Origin of the sequence: Microbacterium sp. LS_15 (genome assembly GCF_041954735.1) — a bacterium.
Lineage (GTDB): Bacteria > Actinomycetota > Actinomycetes > Actinomycetales > Microbacteriaceae > Microbacterium.
On record NZ_JAVAYD010000009.1, the window covers coordinates 49198 to 73553 of the forward strand.

Consider the following 24356-nt stretch of genomic DNA (forward strand, 5'->3'; position numbering starts at 1 on the left):
GTTGAGCGAGCGCAGCGAGACGAAACGCGCTACTCCGTCAGAGTGAATCGGACGGTGGTCGCGTTGCCGGCGACGTCGCGCACCACGAGCGTGTTGTCGCCGGCCACGGCGCCCATCGATCCGGCGACGACGTTGTTCACGTCCGACCAGACGGCATCCGTGAGGTTCTTCACGACCCCGTTCAGCACCACGAGGTCGACCTTGCCCGGATCGTGCAGCTTCAACGAGACCTTGCTGTAGACGCCGTCAGCCCCCACGGTCTGCGTCGCTCCGCCCTTGACCGTCACGGTGGGCGGAGTGACGTCGAGCGTGAAGGTGACGGTCGTGGCGTTGCCGGCGAGGTCGGACACCACGAGGGTGTTCGATCCCTCGACGGCGCCGAAGGCCCCGGGGACCACGCCGTTGAGGTCGGACCAGACGGCATCCGTGAGGTCCTTCTCCACACCGTTCAGCGTCAGGCGGTCGATCCTGCCCTCGTCGTGGAGCTTGAACGACACCCTGCTGTAGACGCCGTCGCGTCCGACCGTCGCGCCCGCTTCGCTCTTGACCGTGACGCCGGGGGCGACGTCGTCGACAGTCGCCGCGGTGACCGTCAGGTCGCGCAGCCGACCGACGTTGTCGAACGAGCCGAAGCCCACTCGCCCGGTGGGGAAGGTCGTGTCGGTCGCGGTCAGCAGCGGCGACGGCAGCCCGTCGAGGTAGACGGCGACCTGACCGGTGTCGGCGCACCGGATGAGCCGCACGTCGTGCCACTCCTCGTCGGTCACCGCCGGTGGAGCGCCGATCGTGCCGTTCCACTGATCGTCGATGCGGACGCGGTCGGCCCCGTCGACCTTGAAGATGCCGTTGTGCGGGTAGATCGTGTTGTCCTTCGACAGGTGGGCGTAGTAGTACTCCGTGTCGGACTGCCAGCCGAAGACGATGATGACGTCGCGGTTGTTGACCGACGCCTTCTCGTCGAGACGCACCTGCGCCGTGAGGTCGAACGAGCCGAGCTCGTCGCCCTCGGTCAGCACGGCGTACTCGAAGGGACGGCGGATGCCGTCGCCCGGGTCGGTTCCCGGCTCCGTGAGCACGATCTCGTCGCCGGGGAAGTCCCACTTCGCAGGGGTGCGCGGCGCCCAGTCCGCGGCATCCATGACGTCGGTGATGACCTCGCCGTCCGGCGTGCACGGGGCGGGCGCCGGCGGCTCGCTCGGCGCGGCGCCGTAGAGCGCGTACTGCGCGGCGATCTGCTCGCCCGTCGGCACGGTGTCGAGCAGCATCACGTCGTCCATGCGGCCGTGGAACGGGTTGGCCTCGCGCGTGTTCTGCGGGAAGCTTCCGCCGATCTTGATGCCGGCGGGTGCGGTGTCGGACGTCGCGCCTCCGCCCCAGGGGTTGGCGGCCGTGTACCGACCGGCCAGCTCCTCGCCGTTCATGAACAGCTTCATCTCGCCGGCGGCGAAGTCGAACGTCGCGGCGAGGTGCACCCAATGCCCCTTCTTCAGGATCTCGTCCCAGGGCAGGTCGGCCGCGAAGGTCCACGACCCTCCCCCGTCGACGCGGCGACCGAGGGCGACGAGCTTGAGCTCGCCGTCGACCGTGATGACCTCGAGCAGCGCACGCACCGCATGTCCGTCCGAGGTTCCGGTGAGGACGCCGGCGAGTCCGATCGCGTTGTACACGTCGTCGGGGTTCGCCGTGTTCGAGTTCGGCGCCGGGTGGTCGCCGGTGGGCTTGAACCACCCCATGACCGAGACCTGTTCGGCTCCGGCGGACGCCGAGAGCGAGTCGACGCCCGAGGAGTCATAGACGCCCGCCTTCCAGTCGTCGTTCGAGGCGGTACGCGGACTCATCTGCTGTGTCTGCAGCGCCCTGCCCGCGCCGGGGTAGGCGCTGTCGGCGACGCGCATCTCGACACCGCCGTTGACGAGCGCGATGTCGGTGCCGGAGCGTCCCTGGTCGAGCTCGACCGTCGGCGTCGCGGCATCGGCGTGATCGAAGTCGTGACGCGTCACGACGTTCGGAGCGAGCTCGGGGAGGACGAACGGCGATGCCGGGACGGTCGCATCGCGGGCACCCGTCACCTTCCAGATCTTCCCGTTCGCCTTCGACACGAGGTACAGCTCGCCGTCGGCATCCGACCCGAATCGCAGGTCGACGCGCGTGTCGCCGACGAGGTCCTGGAACGTCGTCTCGACGCCGTCGGCGAAGACGCGGAGCTGCTCGATCGTCGCCAGATCGTCGATGTCGCCGTCGTTGCGGACCATCTCGTCGGCCTGCGTCGAGAGCACCCATCCGCGCACGAGGTCGGTGAACAGATAGCGCCCCTGCAGCTCGGCGATGTCGCCGCGGTACACGAAGCCGCCGTTCACGGCCACTCCGGCGTCACCGGTCTGACCGGGGTCTCGATTGTGGTCGTAGGCGGCGACCGGGTAGGTGAACCCGTACTGCGCGTCGTCGGCGGGGAGCGGGAAGATCTGCCGGTTCTCGGCGAGGAAGGATCCCTCGCGCACCGACCAGCCGAAGTTGTCGCCCGGCTCGACGGCGTAGATCGACTCGACCTGCCACTCGCCGATGTGGGCGAGGTACATGGTGTGGTCGCCCTCGGGGTCCCAGCTGATCCGATGCGGGTCGCGGAGACCGAGCGCGTAGATCTCGGGGAGCGCGCCGGCCTGACCGACGAAGGGGTTGTCGGCGGGGATGCCGTACTCGCCATTCGCGCTGTCGGACCCTGTCGGGTCGATCCGCAGCACGGTGCCCTGCGGCGTCGCGAGATCCTGCGGGTTGCCGTTGCCGACGCCGTTGCCGCCGTCTCCGACGAGGATGTACAGGATGCCGTGCTCCGCGCTGCCCGGCTCTGCGGTGGGGTTGAAGGAGATCTGCTGCACCGTGTGCACGCGGCCGCCGAAGGGGATGCGCATGATCTCGCGGTGGGTACCCGCGAAGGTCTCGGCGGAGGGATCGGTGGCCTTCCACTCGGTGATGACGCTGTGGAACTGCGTGTTGCCGTAGGCGGGGAAGTCGGGGGCATCCTCGGTCAGCGCCGTTCCGCCCTCGGTGTGCACCGTGTAGAACAGGCCGTTGTCGGCGAAGTCGGGATGGAACTCCGCGGCGCCGAGTCCGGTGCCGAGCCCCGCGCTGTTGTGGAAGTTGTCGACGAACTGATCCCGCACGTTCAGATACGGCACGTACTCGCCCGACGCCTTGTCGACGAGGTAGAGGATCGCGTTGTTGTCCGGCACCATCAGGCGACCCGATCCGTCCGGCACCTCGTCGAGGTGCGTGATGCGGTTGTGGCGCACGAGCCGCGGATCCTGCGTCGCGGGGGTCGTCTGCGACGCCGGCAGCTGTGCGAGCTCGGTGACCTCGATGCCGAGGGAGGCGAGCTGGGGGTCGGGCAGCGGGTTGAGCAGCGGCTGCGCCGGCGTCTCCCCCGGCGCGCAGTCGCCCTCGTTGCCGGTGGCGATCGCGAGGTTCTCGCGGGCGGTGTCGACCGCGACGTCATCGAGCAGCAGGCGACCGGCGCTCGATGAGCCGTTCTTCCAGAAGAAGCGGTCGAGCGAGCCGTCGACGGCCTGACGGAACCCGAACTGCTCCTCGGTGCCCTCCGGCAGTCGGGTGATCTGCTCGTACGGGCCGCCCTGACTGTAGACGGCGACCTGGTCGTTCGCGTTGTCGGCGACGATCCACACGCACTGCCAGGCGTCGCGCGACCACACGCCGGCGGGCTGGAACGCCCCTCCGTCACGGACGCGCAGCACGTCGTCGTTCTGGTTGTTCACGTAGGCGCGGCTGTGGGTGTAGTCGTTCGGAGCGTCGACGTCGGTGAGGCCGAACGAGGTATCGACGCTGCCGATGCGCAGAAAACGGAAGAACAGCGTGCCGGTGTCGCCCTCGGCGATGGCCGGGATCTCCCGGTAGGCCTGCTGTCCTCCGCCGACCGATTCGACCACCTGGTTGTTGCCGTTCAGCGGATCGGCGACCACCTGCGGCGCGGTCGAGGAGACCCATCCGTCCTGACCGTTCAGGGCCGCGCGCTGGTAGTCCTCGAAGTCGATCAGCTCGGTGAACGGCTCGGCGGCCACGGCCGGGGATGCGGCGAGCAGCCCACCCGCCATGATCGCGGCGACCGCTCCGGCGGCCACGCGTCTGCGTGCTCGGCGGGTCGGCGGAGCACCGCCCGTCCGTCGGTTCGTGCTCATCGATCGCATGCTTCGTTCCTGCATCGGAGACCTCTCAACGTCGTCGTCGTGCGGTGTCGTGCCGGGGTGACTGATGCCTCGCTCCGGGGCGGCACTGCAGCGGAGCGGGCGATCGGGGCAGGTGGACGGACGGACCGCCCGACGGGCCTCGTGGGTGACGGACCTGCGGATGGCGGACTAGTGGTTGGCGGCGGGCTTCCCTCCGAGGTAGAGCGCGGCCAGCGTGGGATCGGCCAGCAGCTCGGATGCCGGACCCGAGATGTGCACGCGCCCGAGGTCGAGCACGCAGCCGATGTCGGCGGTCTCGAGTGCGCGCCGGGCGTTCTGCTCGACGAGCAGCACGGCGGTGCCGGCATCCCGCATCCTGACCACCTGCTCGAACACCTTCTCGGTGGTCTTCGGGTCGAGGCCCATCGACGGCTCGTCGAGCAGCACCACCTTCGGGCTGACCATGAGCGACCGTGCGAACTCGACCTGCTTCTGCTGTCCGCCCGAGAGGAGGCCCGCGAGCTGCTTCCACCGCTCCCCCACGATCGGGAAGAGGTTCTGCACGAAGTCGACGCGCTCCTGGATGACCTTCTGGTCCTTGAGGGTGAACGCGCCGAGCATGACGTTCTCGCCGACCGTCATCTCGCGGAACACGCTGTGCCCCTGCAGCACGTGCGCGAGGCCGTTGCGCAGCATCGACTGCGGACCGTCGCCGGTGATGTCGCGCCCGTCGACCGAGATGCGCCCCGATCGCGGTTTCAGCATGCCGCTCGCGACCTTCAGCACGGTCGACTTGCCCGCGCCGTTGGGACCGACGAGGCAGACGACCGAACCGGGGGGCACCTCGACCGTGAGCCCTCGGAGCACGAGCGCGGCGCGGCCGTAGCCCGCCTCGATGTCGCGCAGCTCGAGCAGTTTCTTCGCTTCAGACTCCAAGGTAGGCCTCCAGGACTCGCGGATCTTGCTGGATGATCTCGGGGGTGCCCTCGGCGATCGGTCGGCCGCGGTCGAACACCACGACGTGATCGCACAGGCTCATGACCATCTCCATGTTGTGCTCGACGATGATGAAGGTCTTGCCCTCCTCGTTGAGCTCGCGGACGAGCGTGGCGATGCGACCGATGAGCGCCGGGTTCACGCCGCCGGCCGGCTCGTCGAGCATGATCGTGTCCGGCTCGCCCATGAGCACGCCCGCGAGCTCGAGGAGCTTCTGCTGGCCGTAGCTGAGGTTGCGCGCCTCGGCGTGCTCGAGGTGGTCGATGCCGACGCGACGCAGCCATCCGCGGGCTCGTTCCAGCTCGTCGGGATCGTGCGCCGAGCGCAGCTGCTGACGGATGCTCGTGCTCCGCACCGCGACGAGCAGGTTCTCCATCACGGTCATCCGCGGGAAGACACGGCACAGCTGGAAGCTGCGTCCGATTCCCGCCCGCGCGATGCGGTCGGGCGATTTCCTGGCGATCGACTGGCCCCGGTAGCGCACCTCGCCCGAGTCCGGCTTGATCATGCCTGTGACGCAGTTGAAGAACGTCGTCTTGCCTGACCCGTTCGGTCCGATCAGGCCGTTGACCTTGCCCTCCTGGAAGCGGACGGACGCCGCGTCGACGGCGGTGACGCCGCCGAACCGCTTGGTCATCTCGACGGTGCTGAGGCTCTCGAGCGTGGTGGTGGCGGCGTTCATGCTGACGTCTCCCTGTTCGCGGCATCCGCCGTGCGCTTCTCGTTCTGCTCCAGCAGCTCGGCCGCGGTGACCTCGCGGATCGACGCCTGGTCGGACCTGCGCCGGAAGAGCGATCCGACGGCAGGGATCACGCCGTCGGGCATGAAGAGCACGACGACGCCGAGCAGGATGCCGGTGGCGATGAGGTGGAACTGCGTGTCGCCGAACTCGAGCTTGAAGTACTCGAGCGCGATGCCGACGACCACAGCGCCCAGCAGCGGGCCGAACAGGTTGCGCACCCCGCCGAGCAGCGCCATGAGCACCATGTACGACCCGATCAGGATCGAGAACTGGAAGATCGGGTCGAGGTCGCCGAACCACAGTGCGTACAGGCCGCCGCCCAGTGCCACGAAGAACGCGGACAGGATGTAGGCGATGAGCTTGTAGCGGGTGGTCGGGACGCCGAGCGACTGCGCCTTGTCCTCGTCCTCGCGGATCGACTTCAACGCCGTGCCGAACTTCGACCGGTCGATGATCCACCAGGTGAGCAGGGCGAAGGCGAGCACGGCGACGAAGAGGTAGAAGAACACGCGGTGGTGCTCCGGGCGCAGCATGCCGGGGAACGGCCGGGGGACGTTGAGTCCCTCGGAGCCGCCCGTGACGTCGCGCCAGCTCTGGAACACCAGGAGCATGATGAGCACGAAGGCGATGGAGACGATCACGAACGACGCCCCTCGCACGCGCAGGGCGGCGATGCCGATCGGGATGGCGACGACCGCGACGAGCACCGTGGCGAGGATCCAGGCCACGAAGCCGGGCAGGGCGAGGTACTTGATGAGGAGCCCGGTCCCGTAGGCGCCGAGGCCGAAGTAGGCCGCGTGCCCGAGCGAGATGTACCCGGTGAAGCCGCCCATGAAGTTCCACCCGGTCGACAGCACGGCGTAGTTCAGGATCACCACGCCGGCCGACAGGATGTACGGGTTGGGGGCGATCGTCGGGAACGACAGCACGAGGGCTGCGCCGACGACGAGGAGCACGAGGCGCACCCACCTGGCCGCCGGGCGGCGGACGGGCGCGGGCGGAGCGATGACGACCGTCTCGGTCGCGATCGGTTCGCGGCTAGAAACGCTGGGCAAGACGACCTCCGAAGAATCCCTGCGGGCGGAACATGAGCGTGGCGAACAGGGCGACGTAGAACACCGTCTGCGCCCAGGTCGGCCCGAGAGGCAGCTGCAGCAGACTCTGCGCGATGCCGAGCACCAGTGCGGCGATCGCCGCACCGGGGATGCTGCCGAGACCGCCGACCACGATGATGGCCATGAGCGGGCCGATCCAGTGCCAGTGCAGCGACGGGTAGATCGTCGCGTCGAGCGAGAGCGCCGTGCCGCCGATCGCGGCGGTCGCGAGCCCGAGCCCGAACCCGTACCCCGCCACCCGGTCGGTGTTGATGCCGACCAGACGCGCGGCCTCCGGATGCTGGATGGTGGCGCGCAGCGCCTGTCCGAACTTCGTGTACTTCAGCAGCACGAACAGACCGGCGAGAGCGACCGCCGCGAGGCCGAAGGCGATCAGCTTGACCACGGGGACCTGCGCGCCGAACACCTCGAGGCTCGCACTCGCGTACGGCAGCGGGATGCGCCGCTGCGTGCCGGTGAAGAAGAAGCCGAGGGCGCCCTCGATGATGAGCGCGACCGCGAAGGTGAGCAGCACGGACATCATCGTGAGGGTCAGCGGCTTGAGCCTCGACACGAGCAGCCGCTGCATCACGACGCCGGTGAGGAAGAACAGCGGCACGGTGACCACGAGCGACACGAGGGGGTCGATGCCGGTCTCCCGGTTGAACCACCACGCGAGGTAGGCGGCGAGGATGAGGAACGCGGAGTGCGCGATCATCACCACTCGCATGATGCCGAAGTAGAGGGTGAGGCCGGCGGCCAGGAGGGCGTAGAGCCCGCCCAGCAGCACACCGAGGATGAGGCTTTGGAGGAGGAGGGATCCGCTCACGATCTGCGGATCACCACGTCGGCTTCGGGAAGAGGAACTCGGTCTCCTTGACGTCCTCGGGGAGGACGATGAGGATCTCGCCGCCGACCCACTGCTGGATCAGGTGCGCACCGGTGGGCTTGCCCGTCTCGTCCCAGCTGAGCGGGCCGACCACGGTCTCGACCTCGTTGTCGCGGAGCCAGTCGATGAGCTCCTGCTGGCACTCTCCCTGCTCGGCGCAGCCGACGGCTTCGACGGCTGCCGCGACGACCTGACCGGTCGTGTAGGCGTTCGCCTCGTCCTCCGACGGCGGGTTGCCGTGCATCTCGGTGTACTTCTCGACGAACTCGACGTTGCTGGGGAACTGCGACTTGGGCGAGTAACCGGTCGGCGCGAGGATGCCCTCGGTCGCCCCGCCGATCGCGGCGGCGAACTCCGGGTTGGTGGGGGCGGTGGAGAACGCCGCGAGCTCCGGCTGGTAGTTCAGCTGCTGCAACGCGATGATCAGGTTGACCGCATCCTGGTACTGCGTGCCGCCGATGACGATGTCGGCGTCGGACTGGGCGATCTTGGCGGCGATGGTCGAGAAGTCCGTCGTGTTCGGCGGGTACACCTCGTCGACGAGGATCTCGACGCCGGCCTCTTCGAGCTTGTCGCGGAGGCCGTAGGCCGTGCCCTGCGCGAACGGGTCGTCCATCGCGGCGACCGCGGCGGTCTCGGGTCGCTGGTCCTCGGGAAGGGCGAGGAGATACTCGGCGAGGTTGTTGTAGTGATCGTTCGCGATCGCGGGTGCGGCGTAGAAGAGGTTGTCGAAGCCCTGCTCGAACACCTCCTCCGCCGCGCCGGCCGGTTCGACGAAGAGCATGCCGTACTCCTGCGCGACGCGCGCGGAGGGGACGACGAGGCGGGTGGAGAACGGGCCGAACACGAGGTCGACGCCGTCCTGCGCGATGAGCGATTCGTAATCGGACACGACCCGGTCGGCGTTGGACTGGTCGTCGAGGATCTTCAGCTCGACCGGGCGTCCGAGGAGCCCGCCGTTCTCGTTGACGATGTCGCGCCAGGCCTCATAGCCGCGCTCCACCCCCTTGCCCGGCTCCGAGAAGTCGCCGGTGAGGGGCAGCGAGATGCCGATGACGATGGGGTCCTCTCCGCCCTCACCGCCCGACTGGTCCCCGGTTCCGGAACAGGCCGAAACAAGCAGTGCGGCGATCGTGGCCGTACCGATCGCGCCGGCGATCCGTCGACTCTGGCGGCGTGCAGTCATGCGCGTGTCTCCTACGTCATCGTAAGCGAAAGCGCTTTCGTAAGCGCTTCCGTCAATATACTGTGAGAGAAACGTCGAGAGCAACCCTCAACGCGAGCCGCGTCGGATGAGCTCCCTGGGGGAGGTATTCATGAAGCGCAGCACCGGCACACCGCGCCTGATCGACGTCGCCCAGGCCGCAGGGGTGTCGCTCGCCAGCGCCTCACGGGCGATGACCGGCGGATCGGGCATCTCGCAGTCCGTCGCCGAACACGTGCGCCGCATCGCGAAGGAGCTCGGCTACGAACCCGATCTGCACGCCCGTGGCCTCGCCGGCGGACTCGTGCCGACCATCGGCCTGCTCGTCCACGAGATCGGCGACCCCTACTTCTCCGAGATCGCGAGCGGCGTCATCCGCAGCGCGACGCTCGAGAACCGCTCGGTGCAGATCGCCCAGGCCGACCGCACGCCCGAGAGCGAGCTCGCGCAGGTGCAGTCGCTCCGGCGGCAACGCGTCGGCTCGATCATCATCGCGGGGTCCGGATACTCCGACCCCGCGCACGAGGAGCGGATGACGACGGCCCTGGCCGACTTCGCGCAGGCCGGTGGCCGGGCGGCGGCGATCGGCAGGCACCACCTCGCCATCGACTCCGTCCTGCCCGACAACCACGGTGCCGGGGTCTCGATCGGGCGCCATCTCGCCGACCTCGGCCACCGCCGCATCGGCGTGGTCGCCGGGCCCCTCGAGCTCAACACCGTGACCGACCGCATCGCCGGTCTGCGCGAGGGCTTGACCGACGCGGATGCCGAACTCGCCGTCGTCTCGCACGCCTTCACCCGCGAGGGCGGCATGGCCGGCGCCCGCGACCTCCTCGATCGAGGGCTCACGGCGATCGTCGGCCTGAACGACGCCATGGCCATCGGCATCCTCAGCGAGCTCCGACAGCACGGCATCCGCGTGCCAGATGACCTCTCGGTCGTCGGCTTCGACGACATCGCCGTCGCCGCCGACGTGGCCCCCGCACTCACCACCGCGCGCATCCCGATGTTCGAGATGGGACAGCACGCGGTGTCGCTCATCCTCCGGCCGGAGAGCGACGAGCCGCGCACCGTGACGACCACGCACGAGCTGATCGTGCGCGACTCCTCCGGCCCGCCCCGCTCCTGACCGATCGGGGTCGGCGACTCTGCCAGGATGCTGTCATGCCCCGTTTCGATCTCGACCGTGAACAGCTGCGCGCGTATCGCCCCGACGTCGCGGAGCCCGCGGACTTCGACGAGTTCTGGACCACCACGCTCGCGTCCTCCCGCGCCAAGGCCGAACCCGCACGCCTGACCCGCGTCGACTCGCCGCTGCGCACCGTGGAGGTCTTCGACGTGACGTTCTCGGGATACGACGGGGATCCGATCTCCGCCTGGCTGACCCGCCCCGCGGGGGCCGAGGAGCCGCTGCCGGTCGTCGTCGAGTACAACGGCTACAACGGCGGACGCGGCCTCCCCCACGAGCACATCGCGTGGGCCGCCTCCGGCTACGCGCACCTCTTCATGGACACCCGGGGTCAGGGGTCCGGGTGGGGAACCGGCGGCAGCACCCCCGACCCGCACGGCACCGGCCCGTCCGTCGCGGGCTACATGACCAGGGGCATCCTCGACCCCGCCGACTACTACTACCGGCGCGTGTTCACCGACGGCGTGCTCGCGGTCGACGCCGTGCGCGGCATCGACGGACTCGACCCCGACCGCGTCGCGGTCACCGGCACGAGCCAGGGCGGCGGCATCGCCATCGCCGTCGCGGGACTCGCCGACGGTCTCGTCGCGGTGATGCCCGACGTGCCGTTCCTGTGCCACTTCGAGCGTGCCGTCGGGATGACGGGGCGCGATCCCTACCAGGAGATCGTGCGGTACCTCTCGGTGCACCGCGACCAGGTCGACCAGGTCTTCACGACGCTCTCGTACTTCGACGGCGTCACCTTCGCGAAGCGCGCGACCGCTCCCGCGCTCTTCTCGGTGGCGCTGCTCGACCAGACGTGCCCGCCCTCGACCGTGTACGCCGCCCGGAACAGCTGGGCAGGCGCCGCGGACATCGTCGACTACCCCTTCAACGAGCACGAAGGCGGCCTGGGCGAGCAGTGGCTGCGCCAGGCACGATTCCTCGCCGAGGCGGACGGGACACCCTGACGGCAGGTCCGAGGGGCGTCGATCATCCTCATCAGCCATGACCTGTCCGTGGTGGCGCAGCTCGCCGATGACATCCTCGTGATGCGGGGTGGAGAGGTCGTCGAGCAGGGTGCGGCGGCGCAGGTGCTCGGCGCACCGCAGCACGAATACACGCAGAGCCTCATCGACGCGGTGCCGAGCGGGCACCCCCGCGGCGAGCGCCTCGCCCCGCAGCAGACCACCGTTCCGAATCTGCACGTGGCGCGACCGTCGTCGGGCGAACGCGGAGAGCCCGTGATCGAGGCGCGCGACCTGGTGAAGCGCTTCGTCGCCCCGGATGGACGGCACAGCACGGCCGTCGATCACGTCTCGTTCACGCTGCACCGCGGTGAGACGCTCGGGATCGTCGGCGAATCGGGATCGGGCAAGAGCACGACGGCCCGCATCGCGCTCGCGCTGGAGACAGCGGACGAGGGAGAGGTCCGGCTGCTCGGGTCGCCCTGGTCCGGAGTCTCCGAGCGGAAACGACGTTCGCTGCGCCCCCGCATCGGGGTCGTCTACCAAGACCCTCTGAGCTCGTTCGACCCGCGCTGGAACACCGAGCGGATCCTGCTCGACGCGATCCCCGCCGACGCCGGGCTCACGAAGAGGGAGCGCGAGCAGCGGGTCGTCGACCTCCTCGCGCAGGTCGCGCTGCCGGCATCCGTGCGCGAGCGCTTCCCGCTGCGCCTCTCGGGCGGGCAGCGGCAGCGCATCGCGATCGCCCGCGCCCTCGCCACGTCTCCCGAGATCCTTGTGCTCGACGAGGCCGTGTCGGCGCTCGACGTGTCGGTGCAGGCGCAGGTGCTCGACCTGCTCGTCGACCTGCAGCAGGAGTATGGCCTCAGCTACCTCTTCATCTCGCACGACCTCGGGGTGATCCACCACCTCAGCGACCGGGTTCTCGTCATGAAGGACGGCGCGGTCGTCGAAGAGGGCGACGCCGAGCGGATCTTCCGTGCGCCCGAGCATTCGTACACCCAGGAGCTGCTGCGATCACTCCCGACCTGGGATTCCGTCGAGGGAGCGGATGCCGATCGAGACGGCACCGCGGATCGCTGACTACTCGGGGAACGTCGTCAGCGCGAGACGGAAGAAGGCCAGGTCGTCGCGCGCGACGACGGTCGTGCAGATGACATGCGGGTCGATGACGAAGCCGACCGCGTAGACGAACGGGTCGGTGTCGATGTGCAGTGCTGACCGCTCTGTCCCGTCGACGATCACTCCGGCGGGGGCGACGGCGGTCACGGATGCCCTCCACTTCTCGTCGTCGCGATCATAGGTGACGGGCGCGACCGGCAGGCCGAGGTCCTCGCGGAACCTGTTGCGCAGGATGTGGTTCGTGTGGTCGACGAGCTGCTCGGGCAGCGAGGCGCGAGAGGCGTCAGGATCGGCGTGCCAGCTCGTGCGCACGGCTTCCCACAGCATCGGGTACTTGAACATCTGCGCCTGCTCGACGAGCCAGGGCGGCCTCCCCCAGGGAGGCTCCTCGTCGATGGAGCGGCGCGTGTCGTCGTCGAGCTCGATCTCGTTGCGCGGGTCAGAGTGATCGTCGGGGTAGCGCCACAGCGTGTAGGTGAACGACACCGCACGGGAGTCGCCGGAGTCGACGAACCCCGGCATCCGCAGTCGGGTCAGCGAGGGCTGCGGCTCGAGCTGCATCACCGGAAAGGCGAGTCGGCGTACCCTCGCCTCGGCCTCGATGCGGGGATCGGGCGCATCGGACGGGACCACTCCGCGGTACTCCATCGCCCCAGTGTGACGCGCAGGAGCCGACGAGGGAAGGCGTCAGTCCGAGATCCAGACGGCGGTGTATCGCCAGAACAGCCGCTTCCGCATCCGCACACCGGGAAGGATGCCGCGGACGACCGCCGCGATCTCATCGAAGGTCTCCCGCGGCTCCGACGTCGGAGCGAGCATGCCTTCCGGCGGAGCGGACGCACGACGAGGATGCCGGATCAGGCCGATCACCGGTGTGAGCAACGCGGAAACGGCCGACCGGAGGACGTCGGAGCGTGTCTCCCGCGCGAGACCGACGACGACCAGCCGCCCGCCAGGACGCAGCAGGGGTCGCACCGCTTCGAGAGTCTCCGCGAGCGGCAGGTGGTGGAGCACGGCGACGAGCGTGACGAGATCGAAGGTTTCGTCGGCGAGCTCGCCAGGACGGAACGCACTCTCGATCACCGTCGCGCGGGGCTGTTCAGCGACGGCTCTCCGTGCACGCGCGGCTGTCGCGGGGTCGGGCTCGACGCCCACGACCTCGTCGATCACTGCGGCGAGCCTCTGCAGAAGCGCCCCCGCGCCGCATCCGATGTCGAGAGCGCGCGTGCCGCCACGGTTCCGCACCGCCCGAGCGTGCTGGAGGACGAACGGCGTGAACGCCGCGTTGTGAGACCACGGGTGGGCGGCGTTCACGCGGTCCAGGAGCCGGATCGTCGCCGCCATCCGCTCGTTCATCCGTCCGACGATACCCGGGCGTCGATTCTCGCCGCGGGGAGGCGGTTCACACGTCGCGGACCATGCAGATCAGCTGTGCGCGGTCGTCGCACGAGGGCGTCTCGGCGAACCCGGCCTTCCGGTAGAGCGCGATCGCGTCCGCCCGCCAGTCCCACACCGAGAGCCGGATTGCGGAGGCGCCGCTACGCACGGCGTGTTCGTGCGCTTCATCGAGAAGAGCGGTCGCGATGCGTCGCCCCCTGTGGGCCGGGTCGATCCACAGCCGCTTGATCTCCAGCCGCCCGTCGTGTCGATCCGTGATGACGAGACAGCCGGCCGCTCGGCCCGCGTAGCGCGCGATCAGGACCAGCTCGGCGGCGAACGCGGCGTGAGGATCCTCCACCTCGGCGGCGTACTTCTGCGGGAGGTCCCCGGCTGTCGCCGCCGGCGCGCCCTTCTCGGCCTCCGTCTGCAGGTGGTAGTCCGCCAGGAGGGCGGCGAACTCCGCGGACTCCCGTGCATCGTCGCGGTTCCAGCGGGAGACGAGAGGGCGGAGCTGGTCGGTCACGTGTCCGATGATTCCACGGGGCCGGCCGTCGACTGCGCCCCCGCACCGTGGCGCGTCGGAACGGGTTCGCGAAGCCCGAGGACGAGACCGAGGATGCCGAGCAACGCCGTGCCTGCGGCGGGTCCGTACAGGGTGAGATACGCGCCGAGGTCTGCCGTCGGAGAGCGCGACGAGAACAGGAACAGACCGGACAGATAGGCGATCGGAGTCCACGCCACGACCCACGCCGGCGCCCAGCGCCAGGGGGACGGCACGACGTCGGCCAAGCCGATGCAGAAGACCGAGACGAGGGCGAGCACGGCGAGCACCGCGAGGTACGCCATCAACGTCAGCGTCCACACGTCCTCCTCGGCGTGCGGGTCGAGGGTGTCCGGCACGAGACTGAACCAGAAGGCCTGCGTCAGAGGGGCGACGACCAGCAGGATCGTCGAGACGGTGCCGACGACGCCCCGCCGGGTCACGCTTCCGCCGCGTCCCAGCCCGACGGCGAGGACGATGCCCGCCGCGGCGAACAGCCAGTCCTTCGCCGGGACGACGGCGGCGAGCGGCCCCCGTGCGACGACGAGGACGAGCACGGACAGCAGGAGGAGGACTCCACCGGTCATCCAGGTTCGGCGGCGCGCAGACGCCACTCCCGCATCGACTTCCGCACCCTCGATCATCCGATCACCCTAGCGACCGGACGACCGGTCGCTAGGGTGAGCGGGGAGGACGAATGAAGGCATACGACGCGTTCTGGGGCTCGGCGCTCGGCGTCTTCCTCCTGTCCGCGGTCGTCTCCGCCGCCATGATGGGTCCGCCTTCGCGCACGAACCGATTCCTCGATGCGGACCTCGCGCAGGCCATCACGGGTCCGGCGACCGCCGTGGCGTTGCTGGTCGGGGTGCTCGTGGTCGTCCTGCCTCTCCCGCCGCGCCGTTCGCCCGCGGCCACCGCGGAGACGCTGGCTGTCACCGTCGCCATCCTCGTCGCGGCGATCGGTCTCTACCGCGCTGCGGCGGGCACCGAGGACGGGCGCGGACTCGACGAGGAAGCCGTGACCGCCTGGCTGCTCGCAACCGTCGGGATGCTGATGCTCCTCACCGTTGTCGCGATTCGCGCCGACCGGACGAGAAAGCGCCACTCCGGCCGCTGACGACGGTGACGACGGACCGAGCGGATCGACGACGACGGATCATGCTCGACGCGAAGGCGCGCGGCTCGCCCTCAGGTGCTGCGCTCCGCCTCCGCCGGGAGGTGATCGGGGAAGTCGGTCTCGCCGATGCCGCCCGGTCCGGAGAACGCGTCGACGAACTGCCGCGCCTGCATCACGAGCGCCGTCGCCGTCATCTGACCAGAGGACGGCGCCACCGTGAATCCGTAAGTCCCGCCGGGCGGGCCGTTGAGCCACGAGAAGTCGTAGCTCAGGGTGCCGTCGGGTTGACGTCTCTCCCCCACTCGGAACAGCTCGCCCCCCGATGACGATCTCGAACGGCTCCATCCCGCGATCGTAAGCCTTCGCGCCTCGGACGGACCGGATGACCTCCGCTTACCGGCCTCCTTTATCGACATCTCGGGACTGCGGCAGGAACGCCTGCGCATCCGTCGTCGCCGTACAGCGTTCTCGACGGGGATCAGGACGGGGAGATCGCGTCGAACATGTCGTCCCTGATCGACGCGATCACGGAGGGATCGGCGCGCGTCATCTGCGCGCTGAGACCGAGGGCGGCGGTGACGTGGAGCATGGCGGCGGCGTTGACGGAACCCCACGCGAGCTGCGCAGCCTGCGCTTCGGGTACCGCCAGGCGGCCCGATCGCGCGACGTCGTGCACCTGCCGAGCCAGATGCTCGAAGCTCGCGGTCACCGCGCCGATCTTCGCGCCGCTGAGCACCCTCGCGAGCATCGCCGCGTACAGCCCGGGGCGCTCACCGGCGAAGCCGACGTAGTCGTCCCACCCCTCACGCATGGCCTTCACCGGGTCGGGGTCGGTCGCGTGCTCGCTCTTCCGCGCGAGGAACTGATCGAAGGCGTCGGAGAACGCGGCGCTGAGCAGCCCGTCCGCGCTTCCGAAGTGGTGATAGAGAGTGGGCGCCCCCACCCCGACGATGGCGCACACGCTGCGCGTGGAGAATCCGGCGACGCCGTCGCGTTCGATCACCTCTGCCGCGGCATCCAGCAGTTTCCGTTTCGTATCCATCGCCCTCATCCTCCCGCAGGTTCCCCTGCGGGCGCGAGAACCCGGCGACGGCCCGGGCTCTCGCGCGACGCGGAGGGTCAATCGAACATGGCGCGTGCGCCGTACGACTGCAGACGCTCCTCCCCGAAGCCGTCCATCATCGACACCTGGTCCTGAGCGATCGCATCCGTGAGATAGCGGATACGGTCGCTGCCGTCCGTCGCCGCCTCGAACACGACGGCGGCCGTCCCCTCCGGGGTCGAGACGACGTCGAGCATCGCGGGATCGGAGAACTTCGCGAACACGCGCTCCATGTGGGCGTTGTAGGGCTCGCCGGTCACCATCGTTCCCGCCCGCTGGACGTTCGTGTTCACGATCCCGGGGACGATCGTCTTCACCCTGATCCCGAAGGGATTCACCTCGTGGTTCAGTCCGAAGGACCATCTCTCCAGCCCGGCCTTCGTCGCCCCGTACATGCTCATGAACGGCCCCGCTGCGATCGCGGTCATCGACGTGGTGTTGATCACCAGTCCGCCGCCGCGCGCGCGGAACGCCGGCAGGAACGCGCGGGTCACGCGAATCGGTCCCAGGAGGTTGACGTCGAGCTCGCGCTGCAGATGCTCGTCCGAGAAGAACTCGGCCGGACCCATCAGCATGTGCCCGGCGTTGTTGTGCAGCACGTCGATGTCGGTCTGCGCGAGGGACGCGGCGACGGCGAGGATGTTCGCCGAGTCGGAGACGTCCAGATGGACGGTGTCGATCTCCGGGCGGGATGTGATCTCCGGCGCCTTGCGGAAGTCCCGCGCGGCGGCGATCACCTTCCATCCTTCGTCGGCGAATCGCAGCGCCGTCGCCTTGCCGATACCGGACGATGCGCCGGTGATGAGGATCGTGCTCATGACTTGCCTGCTCTCGAATCGTGCTGACCATCGCCAGCTCTATAGCGTTGCTATAACTATATCACTGCTATAGAGGGGAATGGGGGCGCGTCCCGACGATCCGGGTTCGCTCACCGCCCGAACAGACGCGACCAGAACCCCTTCCTCTTCGACCATCCGAGGGCGGTCAACCGCTCGACGACGGGGCGTGTGATGTCGTCGGTCGAGAAGTTCGCCTGCCAGGTGTGCGCCGACGTGGTGCCCTGGCGGTCGGTCTGCTGAGCGCTCACGGCGGCACCCAACCGGAAGGACTTCCGGTAGACCCTGCCGCGGAATCGCGTGGAGGTGAAACTCGCTCCGCCGATCCCGATGTGGGACTCCATGCCGGTCATCGTCTCCGTCAGACGGAAGACGGGTTCCGACGGCGCGAGCGAGACTCGCAGCTCGTACTCCTCCTCGTAAGAGCCCGCGGCGAGGATGTTGTGCCATCTCGCATCCGCCCACTTCCAGCGCCCGACCACACCGTCGGGAGTCTGCTCGTAGACGAACGGGAGGTCGGGCGAGTTCAACGCGAGAAGCTGCGCTTGCGCGTCGGCGAAGGATGCGGTCATGGGGCGAGCCTAGGGCGAGCAGCCGGAGATCGGACTCCCTGACGACCTCAGGGGGCGGGTGTGCTGAACAGGTTGACGACGTTGCCGTCGGGGTCTCGGATGAGTGCCGACCTGTTCCCCCAGGGCATCGTCGTGGGAGCGAGGACGACGTCCGTCGACTTCGGCCGCAGCCGTGCGAATTCCTCGTCGACGTCGGAGACCTCGAATTCGACGAGCACCGACTGGTTCGCGTGCGCGGACACGGCATCACCGAGCATCCCGATCGTCTCGACGTCGGCGATCGCCAGCGTGGCGCCGCGTCCGGCGAACCGGGCGAAGACGGGCGCCGGACGCTCGGGCGCGGTTGCGACCACGCGCTCGTAGAACGCGGCGAGCCGATCGACATCGTGCGTGATGATGCGGATGGACGAGAACGACATGACGTACCTCCGGGGAGTGGGCGAGTGCAGTGACACCATGCTCGCCGCCCTCGGCGACACCGTCGTGTCGGTGTTTCCGCGAATCGTTCCGCGCTGCCTCAGTCGTCGACGACGGATCGCAGACGCCCGTACTGGATACCGAGATCCTCCCGGCGCAGCATCCGCGGCTGCAGCACCTCGTCCGTCAGTTCGACCGACAGCATCCGGTCGCCTCGGAAGGCGCGCACGCCGTCGCGCAGTCGGCACCAGGCGATCAGGTACCAGTAGCCCTCCTTCCCGATCGACCCCAGCGGCTCGACCTCGCGCACCGACTCCCGGCCGGCGGGATTCCGATACCGAAGACGCACGACGCGACCCGCTCTGAGCGCGGACGCGAACGATGGGGGCGTCGACATCTCCTCGTCCGGCTCGAGCAGATGCACTCGTGACGCGAGTGCTCTGGCGCGCCGAGCGTCGTCACTCGGCATCACCGCGAGGATCTTCCTCCCGGCCGTCGCTGCGGACTGTCGGAACGGGCTCCGACGGAGCGCCCCGAGCCCGATCAGCACGGCGATCGCCTCGTCGAGAGTGAAGCCCGCCGGGCCGAGGGTCGCGGCAGCGTCGATGACGTATCCACCGGTCCGGCCCGGCTCCGCCCAGATGGGGAGCCCCGCCTGCTGCAGCGCGAGGAGGTCCCGCTCCACGGTCCGCCGCGACACCTCGAACCGCTCGGCGAGCCAGCGCGCGCTGCGGGGTCGCGGCGACGCCGCGCGCAACTCCTCGACGAGGGCGTACAGACGATCGGTGCGGTTCACCTCTCCATCATCGATGCCTCGGCCGCGGAGACTCGGTCACACGCGACGAGCGCCCCGTTGACGCGCTTCAGATTTCCGTGACCAAACCGTTGCATTCGTTATCTCGCCGTTATAGAGTGATCGCACGGTGAATGTTTGCTGTGGCATCCACCTCATGTGATTGCAGGACACTCTTGGTGCAAGGGACAAGGGCCGGTCGGGAGCCTCTCCGACCGGCCCTTTACTGTTGCCGTACTCTTTTCCCATGACCGATCGCAAGCTCGCCCTCGAGGCCTGGGAGAGCCTGTTCCGCGCACAGCACGAGCTGTTCACCGAGATGAACGCCGACTTCGACCACTCCGACCTCGGACAGGCCGAGTACGACGTGCTCCTCACGGTCACCCGCTCCCCCGACATGTCAGCGCGTCTTCGCGACGTCACCGCCAACATGCTCATCAGCCAGCCGAGCGTCTCGCGGCTCGTCGACCGCATGGTCACGCGCGGACTCGTCGAGAAGTGCCCCGACCCCGATGACGGTCGCGGCGCGCTGATCAGAGCGACGGATGCCGGGGCGAGGGCGTTCCGCAGCGTCGCCACCGTGCACGGCCGATCGATCGCCGCCCGCATGTCGGTGCTCGAGGATGCCGAGCTGCGCACCCTGCGCGACCTGGCGCAGAAGCTCCGCGGGCGCTGACGCGCAGCATCCTCCGCCCCTCTCCGCCGTCCGCGACACGGCATCCTCCTGCCCTCGTCGTCGCGCGCAACGAGGGAGATCTCGCGTAACGACGGAGCATCCGCGGCTTGAGCTCCTTCGATACGTGCGATCTCCTTCGGAACCGTGATCGTCCCGAGGGGAATTCTCCCCGCGCGGGCACGAGCCGGTTTCTGGCAGGGTGGAAGCGAGTCCCGGCATCTCGCGCCGGGACCGCGGACCACCCCCTCGGGGGGAACCAGGGAGGTCATCCATGGAGATCGCCGGAATCGTCGGCATCCTCGTCATCGTCGGGATCGCGGTCGTCGCCGCCGTCGTCGTCCTGCTCATCCTGCTGCTGTTCGCCCGCAGCTGGATCAAGGTCGCCCGAGCCGACGAGGCACTCGTCATCTCGGGTCGCAAGCAGAAGGTCGCCCGCGCCGTCATCGGCACCGACGGCACGACGCGCGACGAGATGTCGGAGTCGCCCGTCACGGTCATCGTGAACGGCAAGTCGCTCGTCAACCCGATCACCCAGCGCCACGAGATCATCTCGCTGCGCTCGCGGCAGGTGTCGCTGAACGCCGAGGCGCAGTCGCTCGACAGCGTCACCCTCAACGTCGACGGCGTCGCGATCGTCAAGATCGGCTCCGACCCGATCCTCGTGCGCCGCGCCGCCGAGCGATTCGCCTCGCAGGACAAGGCCATCGAGCAGTTCACCACCGAGCAGCTCGAGGGTGCCCTGCGCGGCATCGTCGCGACGCTGTCGGTCGTCGAGCTCATGCGCGAGCGCAAGAAGTTCTCCGACCAGATCGCCGCCGACGTCTCGCAGGAGCTCGCCGAGCAGGGCCTGATCCTCGACTCGTTCCAGATCAAGGGCATCACCGACAAGGTCGGCTACATCCAGTCGCTCGGTGCTCCCGAGATCCAGGCGAAGCGCCAGTCGGCCGAGATCTCGCAGACGAACGCCGACCGCGCGATCAATCAGAAGAACATCGCCAACCAGGAGGCGAACCTCGTCGAGCAGACCGCGCTCGACACCAACACGGCCAACGCCAACGCCGGCATCGGTCGTGCACGTGCCGAGGCGGAGCAGGCCGAGCAGCTCGCCCGCGCCCAGGCCGAGCAGGCCGTTCTGCAGCAACAGGCCGAGAACCGGCAGGCTCAGCTCGACGCCGACGTCAAGCGCGTCGCCGACGCACAGCGGTACGAGGCCGAGACCCGCGCCCAGGCCGAGCTGTACACGCGTGAGCGCGCGGCAGAGGCGGCCGCGATCGAGCAGGTGAAGCAGGCCGAGGCCCGCACCCGCATCGCCGAGCAGCAGGCTCAGGCCGACAAGGCGAAGGCCGACGGTGAGGCCGCAGCCGCCATCGCCCGCGCGACCGGTGAGGCCGACGCGCTGCGCGCCCAGGCCGAGGCCGAGTCCGAGGCACGTCGTCTGCGCGCGAACGCGGAGGCCGACGCCATCCGCGCCGAGGGTGAGGCGCGGGCCGCCGCGGTCGAGGCCGAGGCGAAGGCCATCGCGTCGAACCAGGACGCCTTCCTCTCGCAGCGCGTGCTCGAGACCCTCCCGGCCATCATGGCCGAGTTCGCGAAGGGCTACTCGACGATCGGCAGCGTCTCGATCATCGGCGGCAACGGCGACGGCGCCTCCGACCTCGTGGGCGCCGACAGCGCCAAGGCACTCAAGTCGGTGTTCGACAGCGTCAGCTCCGCCACCGGACTCGACCTCGCCTCGATCATCCAGGGCCAGGCCGTCGGTCGCGGCATCGGCGAGGGGGTGGCCGCGGCATCCGCATCCGCTCCCGCGAAGCGCGCACCGAAGCCCACCACGCCTCCGCCGCCGGCCCCGCCGGCTCCCGCCGCGGAGTAACAGCACGAGAACAGCGGATGCCGCGGCCGAGCCGGTCGCGGCATCCGCTGTTTCGTCGGGTGTCGATGCTTCGCTCCGGGCGCCACCACCCGCCGCGCCTCAACGCGGCAGACTGGAGGGGTGACCGCCGCCTTCGACCTCGCCGCCATCGGCGCGGGACTCTCGTTCGCGACGGCTGTCGACGACCTGTCGCATGCTCTCGACGGCAGTCAGGCTGTGATCGTCAGCGCCCCTCCCGGCACGGGCAAGACGACGCTCGTGCCGCCGCTGCTGGCGAGCCGGTCGGGCGGACGCGTCATCGTCACCCAGCCGCGCCGCGTCGCCGCCCGAGCGGCCGCGCGTCGGCTCGCGCATCTCGACGGCTCAGCCCTCGGCGAGCGCGTCGGGTTCACGGTGCGCGGCGAGAGCGCGGTCGGTCCGTCGACACGGATCGAGTTCGTCACCGCGGGCGTGCTCCTGCGCCGCATGCTCGACGACCCGGGTCTCGACGGAGTGGATGCCGTGATCCTCGACGAAGTACACGAGCGCGCCCTCGAGACCGACCTGCTGATCGGGCTCCTGTCGGAGGTGCGCGAGCTGCGCGACGACCTGGCTGTCGTCGCCATGTCGGCCACGCTCGATGCCGTGCGCTTCGCCGCCGTGCTCGGCACGGACGACGCGCCCGCCCCGGTCGTCGACCACGACGTACCCGCCTTCCCTCTCACCGAGCGCTGGGCGCCGAGTGCCGCGCCCCGCCTCGACGAGCGCGGCGTCACGTGGGCATTCCTCGATCATGTCGCGCACACCGCGGCATCCGCTGCCCGCGATCTCCGACACGACGACCCCGCAGCCGACGTGCTCGTCTTCGCGCCGGGCGCGCGCGAGGTCAGCGAGATCGCGCGCCGCATCAGTGCCACCGCCGACGGGTTCGACGTGCGCGAGCTGCACGGGCAGATCCCCGCGGCGGAGCAGGATGCCGTGATCCGCGGCCGCGCACCGGGCGCACCCCCGCGCATCATCGTGTCGACCTCGCTCGCGGAGTCGTCGCTCACCGTTCCCGGGGTTCGACTGGTGGTCGACAGCTGCCTGGCTCGACACCCTCAGCGTGATGCCGCCCGAGGCATGACCGGTCTCGTGACGACCGCGGCTCCCCGCTCCTCCTGCGTGCAGCGAGCTGGACGCGCCACGCGGCAGAGTCCGGGAACGGTGATCCGCTGCGTCGACGAGCGCACGTACGCTGCCGCCCCCGCTCGCCCTGACCCCGAGATCGCGGTGGCAGACCTCGCGGATGCCGCCCTGTTGCTCGCCTGCTGGGGCGCGCCGGGCGGGGCGGGACTGCGGATGGTCGACCGGCCGCCCGCCGACAACCTCGCCGATGCGATCACGGTGCTGCACGGCCTCGGCGCGGTCGACGACGACGGACGCGCCACCCCCGAAGGCCGTGCACTGGCACGCGTCCCCACCGACCCCCGACTCGCCCGCGCCCTGCGCGACGGCAGCCCCGTCGTGGGGGCATCGCTCGCGGCGGAGGTCGTCGCGCTGCTCGGAGGCGACGTGCGCGTCGCCGAAGCCGATGTCGCGCAGGCTCTGGTCGCCCTGCGCGGTGGTGGCACGGCGCAGGCGCGTCGCTGGCGGCGCGACGCGGATCGCCTCGAGCGACTGGTGCCGCCGACGCCCGGCATCCGCTCCGACCTCGACGGCACGGGACTGGTGATCGCCCTCGCCTTCCCCGAGCGCATCGCTCAGCGGGTGGAGCGCGCGGCCGACGGCGCGTCGTTCCTGCTCGCGTCGGGCACCCGCGCCGGGGTGCGCGGCACGCTCGCAGCGGCCGAGTGGATCGCCGTCGCCGACGTCACCAGAGCCGGCGGACGCGCGGCGGCAGGCTCCGGCGCGATCGTCCGCGCCGCGGCGGTCCTCACCGAGCCGCAGCGCGAGATCGCCGCGAGCCACCTCATGACCGACCGTGTCGAAGCGGAGTTCGTCGGTGGCCGCGTGCAGGCAAGACGCGAACGGCGCATCGGAGCGATCCTGCGGTCGTCGGCCCCCGTCCGTCCGACGATCGACGAGGGACGGGATGCCGTGCGGCGGGCGCTCCACCGCGACGGCCTCTCGGTGTTCACCTGGTCGGAGACGGCCGACGCGCTGCGTCGTCGGCTGGCTCTGCTGCGACGCGAGCTCGGCGACCCGTGGCCCGAGGTGACGGATGCCGGACTGCTCGCGTCTCTCGACAGCTGGCTCGCGTCCGAGCTCGACGCGCTCGCCGGCGGAACCCCTGCGGCTCGGATCGACCTCGCGACCGCGCTGCGCCGACTGCTGCCGTGGCCGGCGGCGACCCGCTTCGAGGAGCTCGTACCGGAGCGGCTGGAGGTTCCGACAGGATCCCGCATCCGCATCGATTACCCCGCGATCGACGAGGAGTCGGCCCGCCCCGTCGTCGCCGTCAAGCTGCAGGAGTGCTTCGGGTGGGCGCAGACCCCGCGGCTCGTCGACGGGAGGGTCCCGGTGCTGTTCCACCTGCTCTCCCCGGCCGGCCGTCCGCTCGCCGTGACCGACGATCTCGCCTCGTTCTGGTCCGGTCCCTACGCGCAGGTGCGGGCCGAGATGCGCGGGCGGTACCCGAAGCACCCCTGGCCGGAGGACCCGTGGGCCGCCGCACCGACGCGATGGACGAAGAACCGCACCGCGCGGGAGTCGGGGTAGGACGTTTCGTGTCGC

At 69.7% G+C, this 24356-nt stretch carries 23 protein-coding genes; 7 read left to right on the plus strand and 16 right to left on the minus strand.

All coding sequences use genetic code 11. From position 1 onward, the window contains the following. Window positions 1-29 precede the first annotated feature (29 nt). The 6 genes from RAC69_RS12060 to RAC69_RS12085 form a co-directional block, all read right to left on the minus strand. On the minus strand, window positions 30-4187 hold the full coding sequence (locus RAC69_RS12060; protein WP_375087013.1) for a PQQ-dependent sugar dehydrogenase: 4158 nt from the start codon (window positions 4185-4187) through the stop codon (window positions 30-32). A 177-nt stretch (window positions 4188-4364) separates the two neighbouring features. Then, window positions 4365-5111 carry an ABC transporter ATP-binding protein gene (locus tag RAC69_RS12065; protein WP_375087014.1) on the minus strand — a complete coding sequence of 249 codons (747 nt, stop codon included), beginning with the start codon at window positions 5109-5111 and terminating at the stop codon, window positions 4365-4367. After that, complete coding sequence (locus RAC69_RS12070) at window positions 5101-5853, minus strand: ABC transporter ATP-binding protein (protein WP_341935468.1); 753 nt, start codon at window positions 5851-5853, stop codon at window positions 5101-5103. The genes RAC69_RS12065 and RAC69_RS12070 overlap by 11 nt, the downstream gene beginning before the upstream one ends. After that, window positions 5850-6968 (minus strand): branched-chain amino acid ABC transporter permease, encoded by a 1119-nt coding sequence (locus RAC69_RS12075; RefSeq protein ID WP_375087015.1) that lies wholly within the window; start codon window positions 6966-6968, stop codon window positions 5850-5852. Before RAC69_RS12075 ends, RAC69_RS12070 begins: the two co-directional genes overlap by 4 nt. After that, window positions 6952-7836, minus strand: a complete 885-nt coding sequence (locus tag RAC69_RS12080) for a branched-chain amino acid ABC transporter permease (protein WP_375087016.1) — start codon at window positions 7834-7836, stop codon at window positions 6952-6954. Before RAC69_RS12080 ends, RAC69_RS12075 begins: the two co-directional genes overlap by 17 nt. A gap of 10 nt (window positions 7837-7846) precedes the next feature. Further along, window positions 7847-9082, minus strand: a complete 1236-nt coding sequence (locus tag RAC69_RS12085; RefSeq protein ID WP_341935471.1) for an amino acid ABC transporter substrate-binding protein — start codon at window positions 9080-9082, stop codon at window positions 7847-7849. 130 nt (window positions 9083-9212) lie between these two features. Between RAC69_RS12085 and RAC69_RS12090 the strand changes: the two genes are divergently transcribed. From RAC69_RS12090 to RAC69_RS12100, 3 genes are read left to right on the plus strand one after another with little or no spacing between them, the layout of a single operon-like run. After that, window positions 9213-10229 (plus strand): LacI family DNA-binding transcriptional regulator, encoded by a 1017-nt coding sequence (locus RAC69_RS12090; RefSeq protein WP_375087017.1) that lies wholly within the window; start codon window positions 9213-9215, stop codon window positions 10227-10229. Between the two features lie 35 nt (window positions 10230-10264). Next, window positions 10265-11239 carry an acetylxylan esterase gene (locus RAC69_RS12095; protein WP_375087018.1) on the plus strand — a complete coding sequence of 325 codons (975 nt, stop codon included), beginning with the start codon at window positions 10265-10267 and terminating at the stop codon, window positions 11237-11239. Window positions 11240-11290: 51 nt separating this feature from the next. Then, complete coding sequence (locus RAC69_RS12100) at window positions 11291-12319, plus strand: ATP-binding cassette domain-containing protein (RefSeq protein WP_375087019.1); 1029 nt, start codon at window positions 11291-11293, stop codon at window positions 12317-12319. On the opposite strand, the gene RAC69_RS12105 is transcribed toward RAC69_RS12100, so the two are convergent. The 4 genes from RAC69_RS12105 to RAC69_RS12120 are packed head-to-tail and all read right to left on the minus strand — an operon-like array spanning window position 12320 to window position 14866. Further along, on the minus strand, window positions 12320-13006 hold the full coding sequence (locus RAC69_RS12105; protein WP_375087020.1) for a hypothetical protein: 687 nt from the start codon (window positions 13004-13006) through the stop codon (window positions 12320-12322). 39 nt (window positions 13007-13045) lie between these two features. Further along, entirely contained in the window at window positions 13046-13714 is a 669-nt protein-coding gene (locus RAC69_RS12110) for a class I SAM-dependent methyltransferase (protein WP_375087021.1), read from the minus strand. Between the two features lie 46 nt (window positions 13715-13760). Beyond that, window positions 13761-14261 (minus strand): GNAT family N-acetyltransferase, encoded by a 501-nt coding sequence (locus RAC69_RS12115; RefSeq protein WP_375087022.1) that lies wholly within the window; start codon window positions 14259-14261, stop codon window positions 13761-13763. Continuing rightward, on the minus strand, window positions 14258-14866 hold the full coding sequence (locus tag RAC69_RS12120) for a hypothetical protein (RefSeq protein ID WP_375087023.1): 609 nt from the start codon (window positions 14864-14866) through the stop codon (window positions 14258-14260). The genes RAC69_RS12115 and RAC69_RS12120 overlap by 4 nt, the downstream gene beginning before the upstream one ends. Window positions 14867-14976: 110 nt before the next feature. Between RAC69_RS12120 and RAC69_RS12125 the strand changes: the two genes are divergently transcribed. After that, a complete protein-coding gene (locus RAC69_RS12125) occupies window positions 14977-15396 on the plus strand; it encodes a hypothetical protein (RefSeq protein WP_375087024.1) in 420 nt (139 codons plus the stop codon). A 71-nt stretch (window positions 15397-15467) separates the two neighbouring features. Here RAC69_RS12125 and RAC69_RS12130 read toward each other — a convergent pair whose 3' ends face one another. From RAC69_RS12130 to RAC69_RS12155, 6 genes are all read right to left on the minus strand, one after another. Continuing rightward, entirely contained in the window at window positions 15468-15698 is a 231-nt protein-coding gene (locus tag RAC69_RS12130) for a hypothetical protein (RefSeq protein ID WP_375087025.1), read from the minus strand. Between the two features lie 176 nt (window positions 15699-15874). Beyond that, window positions 15875-16438: a TetR/AcrR family transcriptional regulator gene (locus RAC69_RS12135; protein WP_375087026.1), complete on the minus strand. Its 564-nt coding sequence runs from the start codon at window positions 16436-16438 to the stop codon at window positions 15875-15877. A 77-nt stretch (window positions 16439-16515) separates the two neighbouring features. Continuing rightward, window positions 16516-17316: an SDR family NAD(P)-dependent oxidoreductase gene (locus RAC69_RS12140; protein ID WP_375087027.1), complete on the minus strand. Its 801-nt coding sequence runs from the start codon at window positions 17314-17316 to the stop codon at window positions 16516-16518. Window positions 17317-17426: 110 nt separating this feature from the next. Further along, window positions 17427-17906, minus strand: coding sequence for a hypothetical protein (locus RAC69_RS12145; RefSeq protein WP_375087028.1), 480 nt, complete (start codon window positions 17904-17906; stop codon window positions 17427-17429). Window positions 17907-17953: 47 nt separating this feature from the next. Continuing rightward, window positions 17954-18364 (minus strand): VOC family protein, encoded by a 411-nt coding sequence (locus RAC69_RS12150; RefSeq protein ID WP_375087029.1) that lies wholly within the window; start codon window positions 18362-18364, stop codon window positions 17954-17956. Between the two features lie 59 nt (window positions 18365-18423). Further along, window positions 18424-19119 (minus strand): helix-turn-helix transcriptional regulator, encoded by a 696-nt coding sequence (locus RAC69_RS12155; RefSeq protein WP_375087030.1) that lies wholly within the window; start codon window positions 19117-19119, stop codon window positions 18424-18426. A gap of 244 nt (window positions 19120-19363) precedes the next feature. Here RAC69_RS12155 and RAC69_RS12160 point away from each other — a divergent pair, with 244 nt between their 5' ends. The 3 genes from RAC69_RS12160 to hrpB all read left to right on the plus strand — a co-directional run bounded on the left by RAC69_RS12160 (window position 19364) and on the right by hrpB (window position 24341). Further along, window positions 19364-19792, plus strand: a complete 429-nt coding sequence (locus RAC69_RS12160; protein ID WP_341935486.1) for a MarR family transcriptional regulator — start codon at window positions 19364-19366, stop codon at window positions 19790-19792. Between the two features lie 271 nt (window positions 19793-20063). Then, a complete protein-coding gene (locus RAC69_RS12165) occupies window positions 20064-21662 on the plus strand; it encodes an SPFH domain-containing protein (RefSeq protein WP_375087031.1) in 1599 nt (532 codons plus the stop codon). 120 nt (window positions 21663-21782) lie between these two features. After that, window positions 21783-24341 carry an ATP-dependent helicase HrpB gene (gene hrpB, locus RAC69_RS12170; RefSeq protein ID WP_375087032.1) on the plus strand — a complete coding sequence of 853 codons (2559 nt, stop codon included), beginning with the start codon at window positions 21783-21785 and terminating at the stop codon, window positions 24339-24341. The last annotated feature ends 15 nt before the right edge of the window (window positions 24342-24356 follow it).

Bases quoted from the DNA above. Each gene is read 5' to 3' on its own strand.
- RAC69_RS12060 (WP_375087013.1), bottom strand. From the start codon at position 4,187: ATGAGCACGAACCGACGGACGGGCGGTGCTCCGCCGACCCGCCGAGCA.
- RAC69_RS12070 (WP_341935468.1), bottom strand. From the start codon at position 5,853: ATGAACGCCGCCACCACCACGCTCGAGAGCCTCAGCACCGTCGAGATG.
- RAC69_RS12085 (WP_341935471.1), bottom strand. From the start codon at position 9,082: ATGACTGCACGCCGCCAGAGTCGACGGATCGCCGGCGCGATCGGTACG.
- RAC69_RS12090 (WP_375087017.1), top strand. From the start codon at position 9,213: ATGAAGCGCAGCACCGGCACACCGCGCCTGATCGACGTCGCCCAGGCC.
- RAC69_RS12095 (WP_375087018.1), top strand. From the start codon at position 10,265: ATGCCCCGTTTCGATCTCGACCGTGAACAGCTGCGCGCGTATCGCCCC.
- RAC69_RS12105 (WP_375087020.1), bottom strand. From the start codon at position 13,006: ATGGAGTACCGCGGAGTGGTCCCGTCCGATGCGCCCGATCCCCGCATC.
- RAC69_RS12110 (WP_375087021.1), bottom strand. From the start codon at position 13,714: ATGAACGAGCGGATGGCGGCGACGATCCGGCTCCTGGACCGCGTGAAC.
- RAC69_RS12120 (WP_375087023.1), bottom strand. From the start codon at position 14,866: ATGACCGGTGGAGTCCTCCTCCTGCTGTCCGTGCTCGTCCTCGTCGTC.
- RAC69_RS12125 (WP_375087024.1), top strand. From the start codon at position 14,977: ATGAAGGCATACGACGCGTTCTGGGGCTCGGCGCTCGGCGTCTTCCTC.
- RAC69_RS12135 (WP_375087026.1), bottom strand. From the start codon at position 16,438: ATGGATACGAAACGGAAACTGCTGGATGCCGCGGCAGAGGTGATCGAA.
- RAC69_RS12140 (WP_375087027.1), bottom strand. From the start codon at position 17,316: ATGAGCACGATCCTCATCACCGGCGCATCGTCCGGTATCGGCAAGGCG.
- RAC69_RS12145 (WP_375087028.1), bottom strand. From the start codon at position 17,906: ATGACCGCATCCTTCGCCGACGCGCAAGCGCAGCTTCTCGCGTTGAAC.
- RAC69_RS12150 (WP_375087029.1), bottom strand. From the start codon at position 18,364: ATGGTGTCACTGCACTCGCCCACTCCCCGGAGGTACGTCATGTCGTTC.
- RAC69_RS12160 (WP_341935486.1), top strand. From the start codon at position 19,364: ATGACCGATCGCAAGCTCGCCCTCGAGGCCTGGGAGAGCCTGTTCCGC.
- RAC69_RS12165 (WP_375087031.1), top strand. From the start codon at position 20,064: ATGGAGATCGCCGGAATCGTCGGCATCCTCGTCATCGTCGGGATCGCG.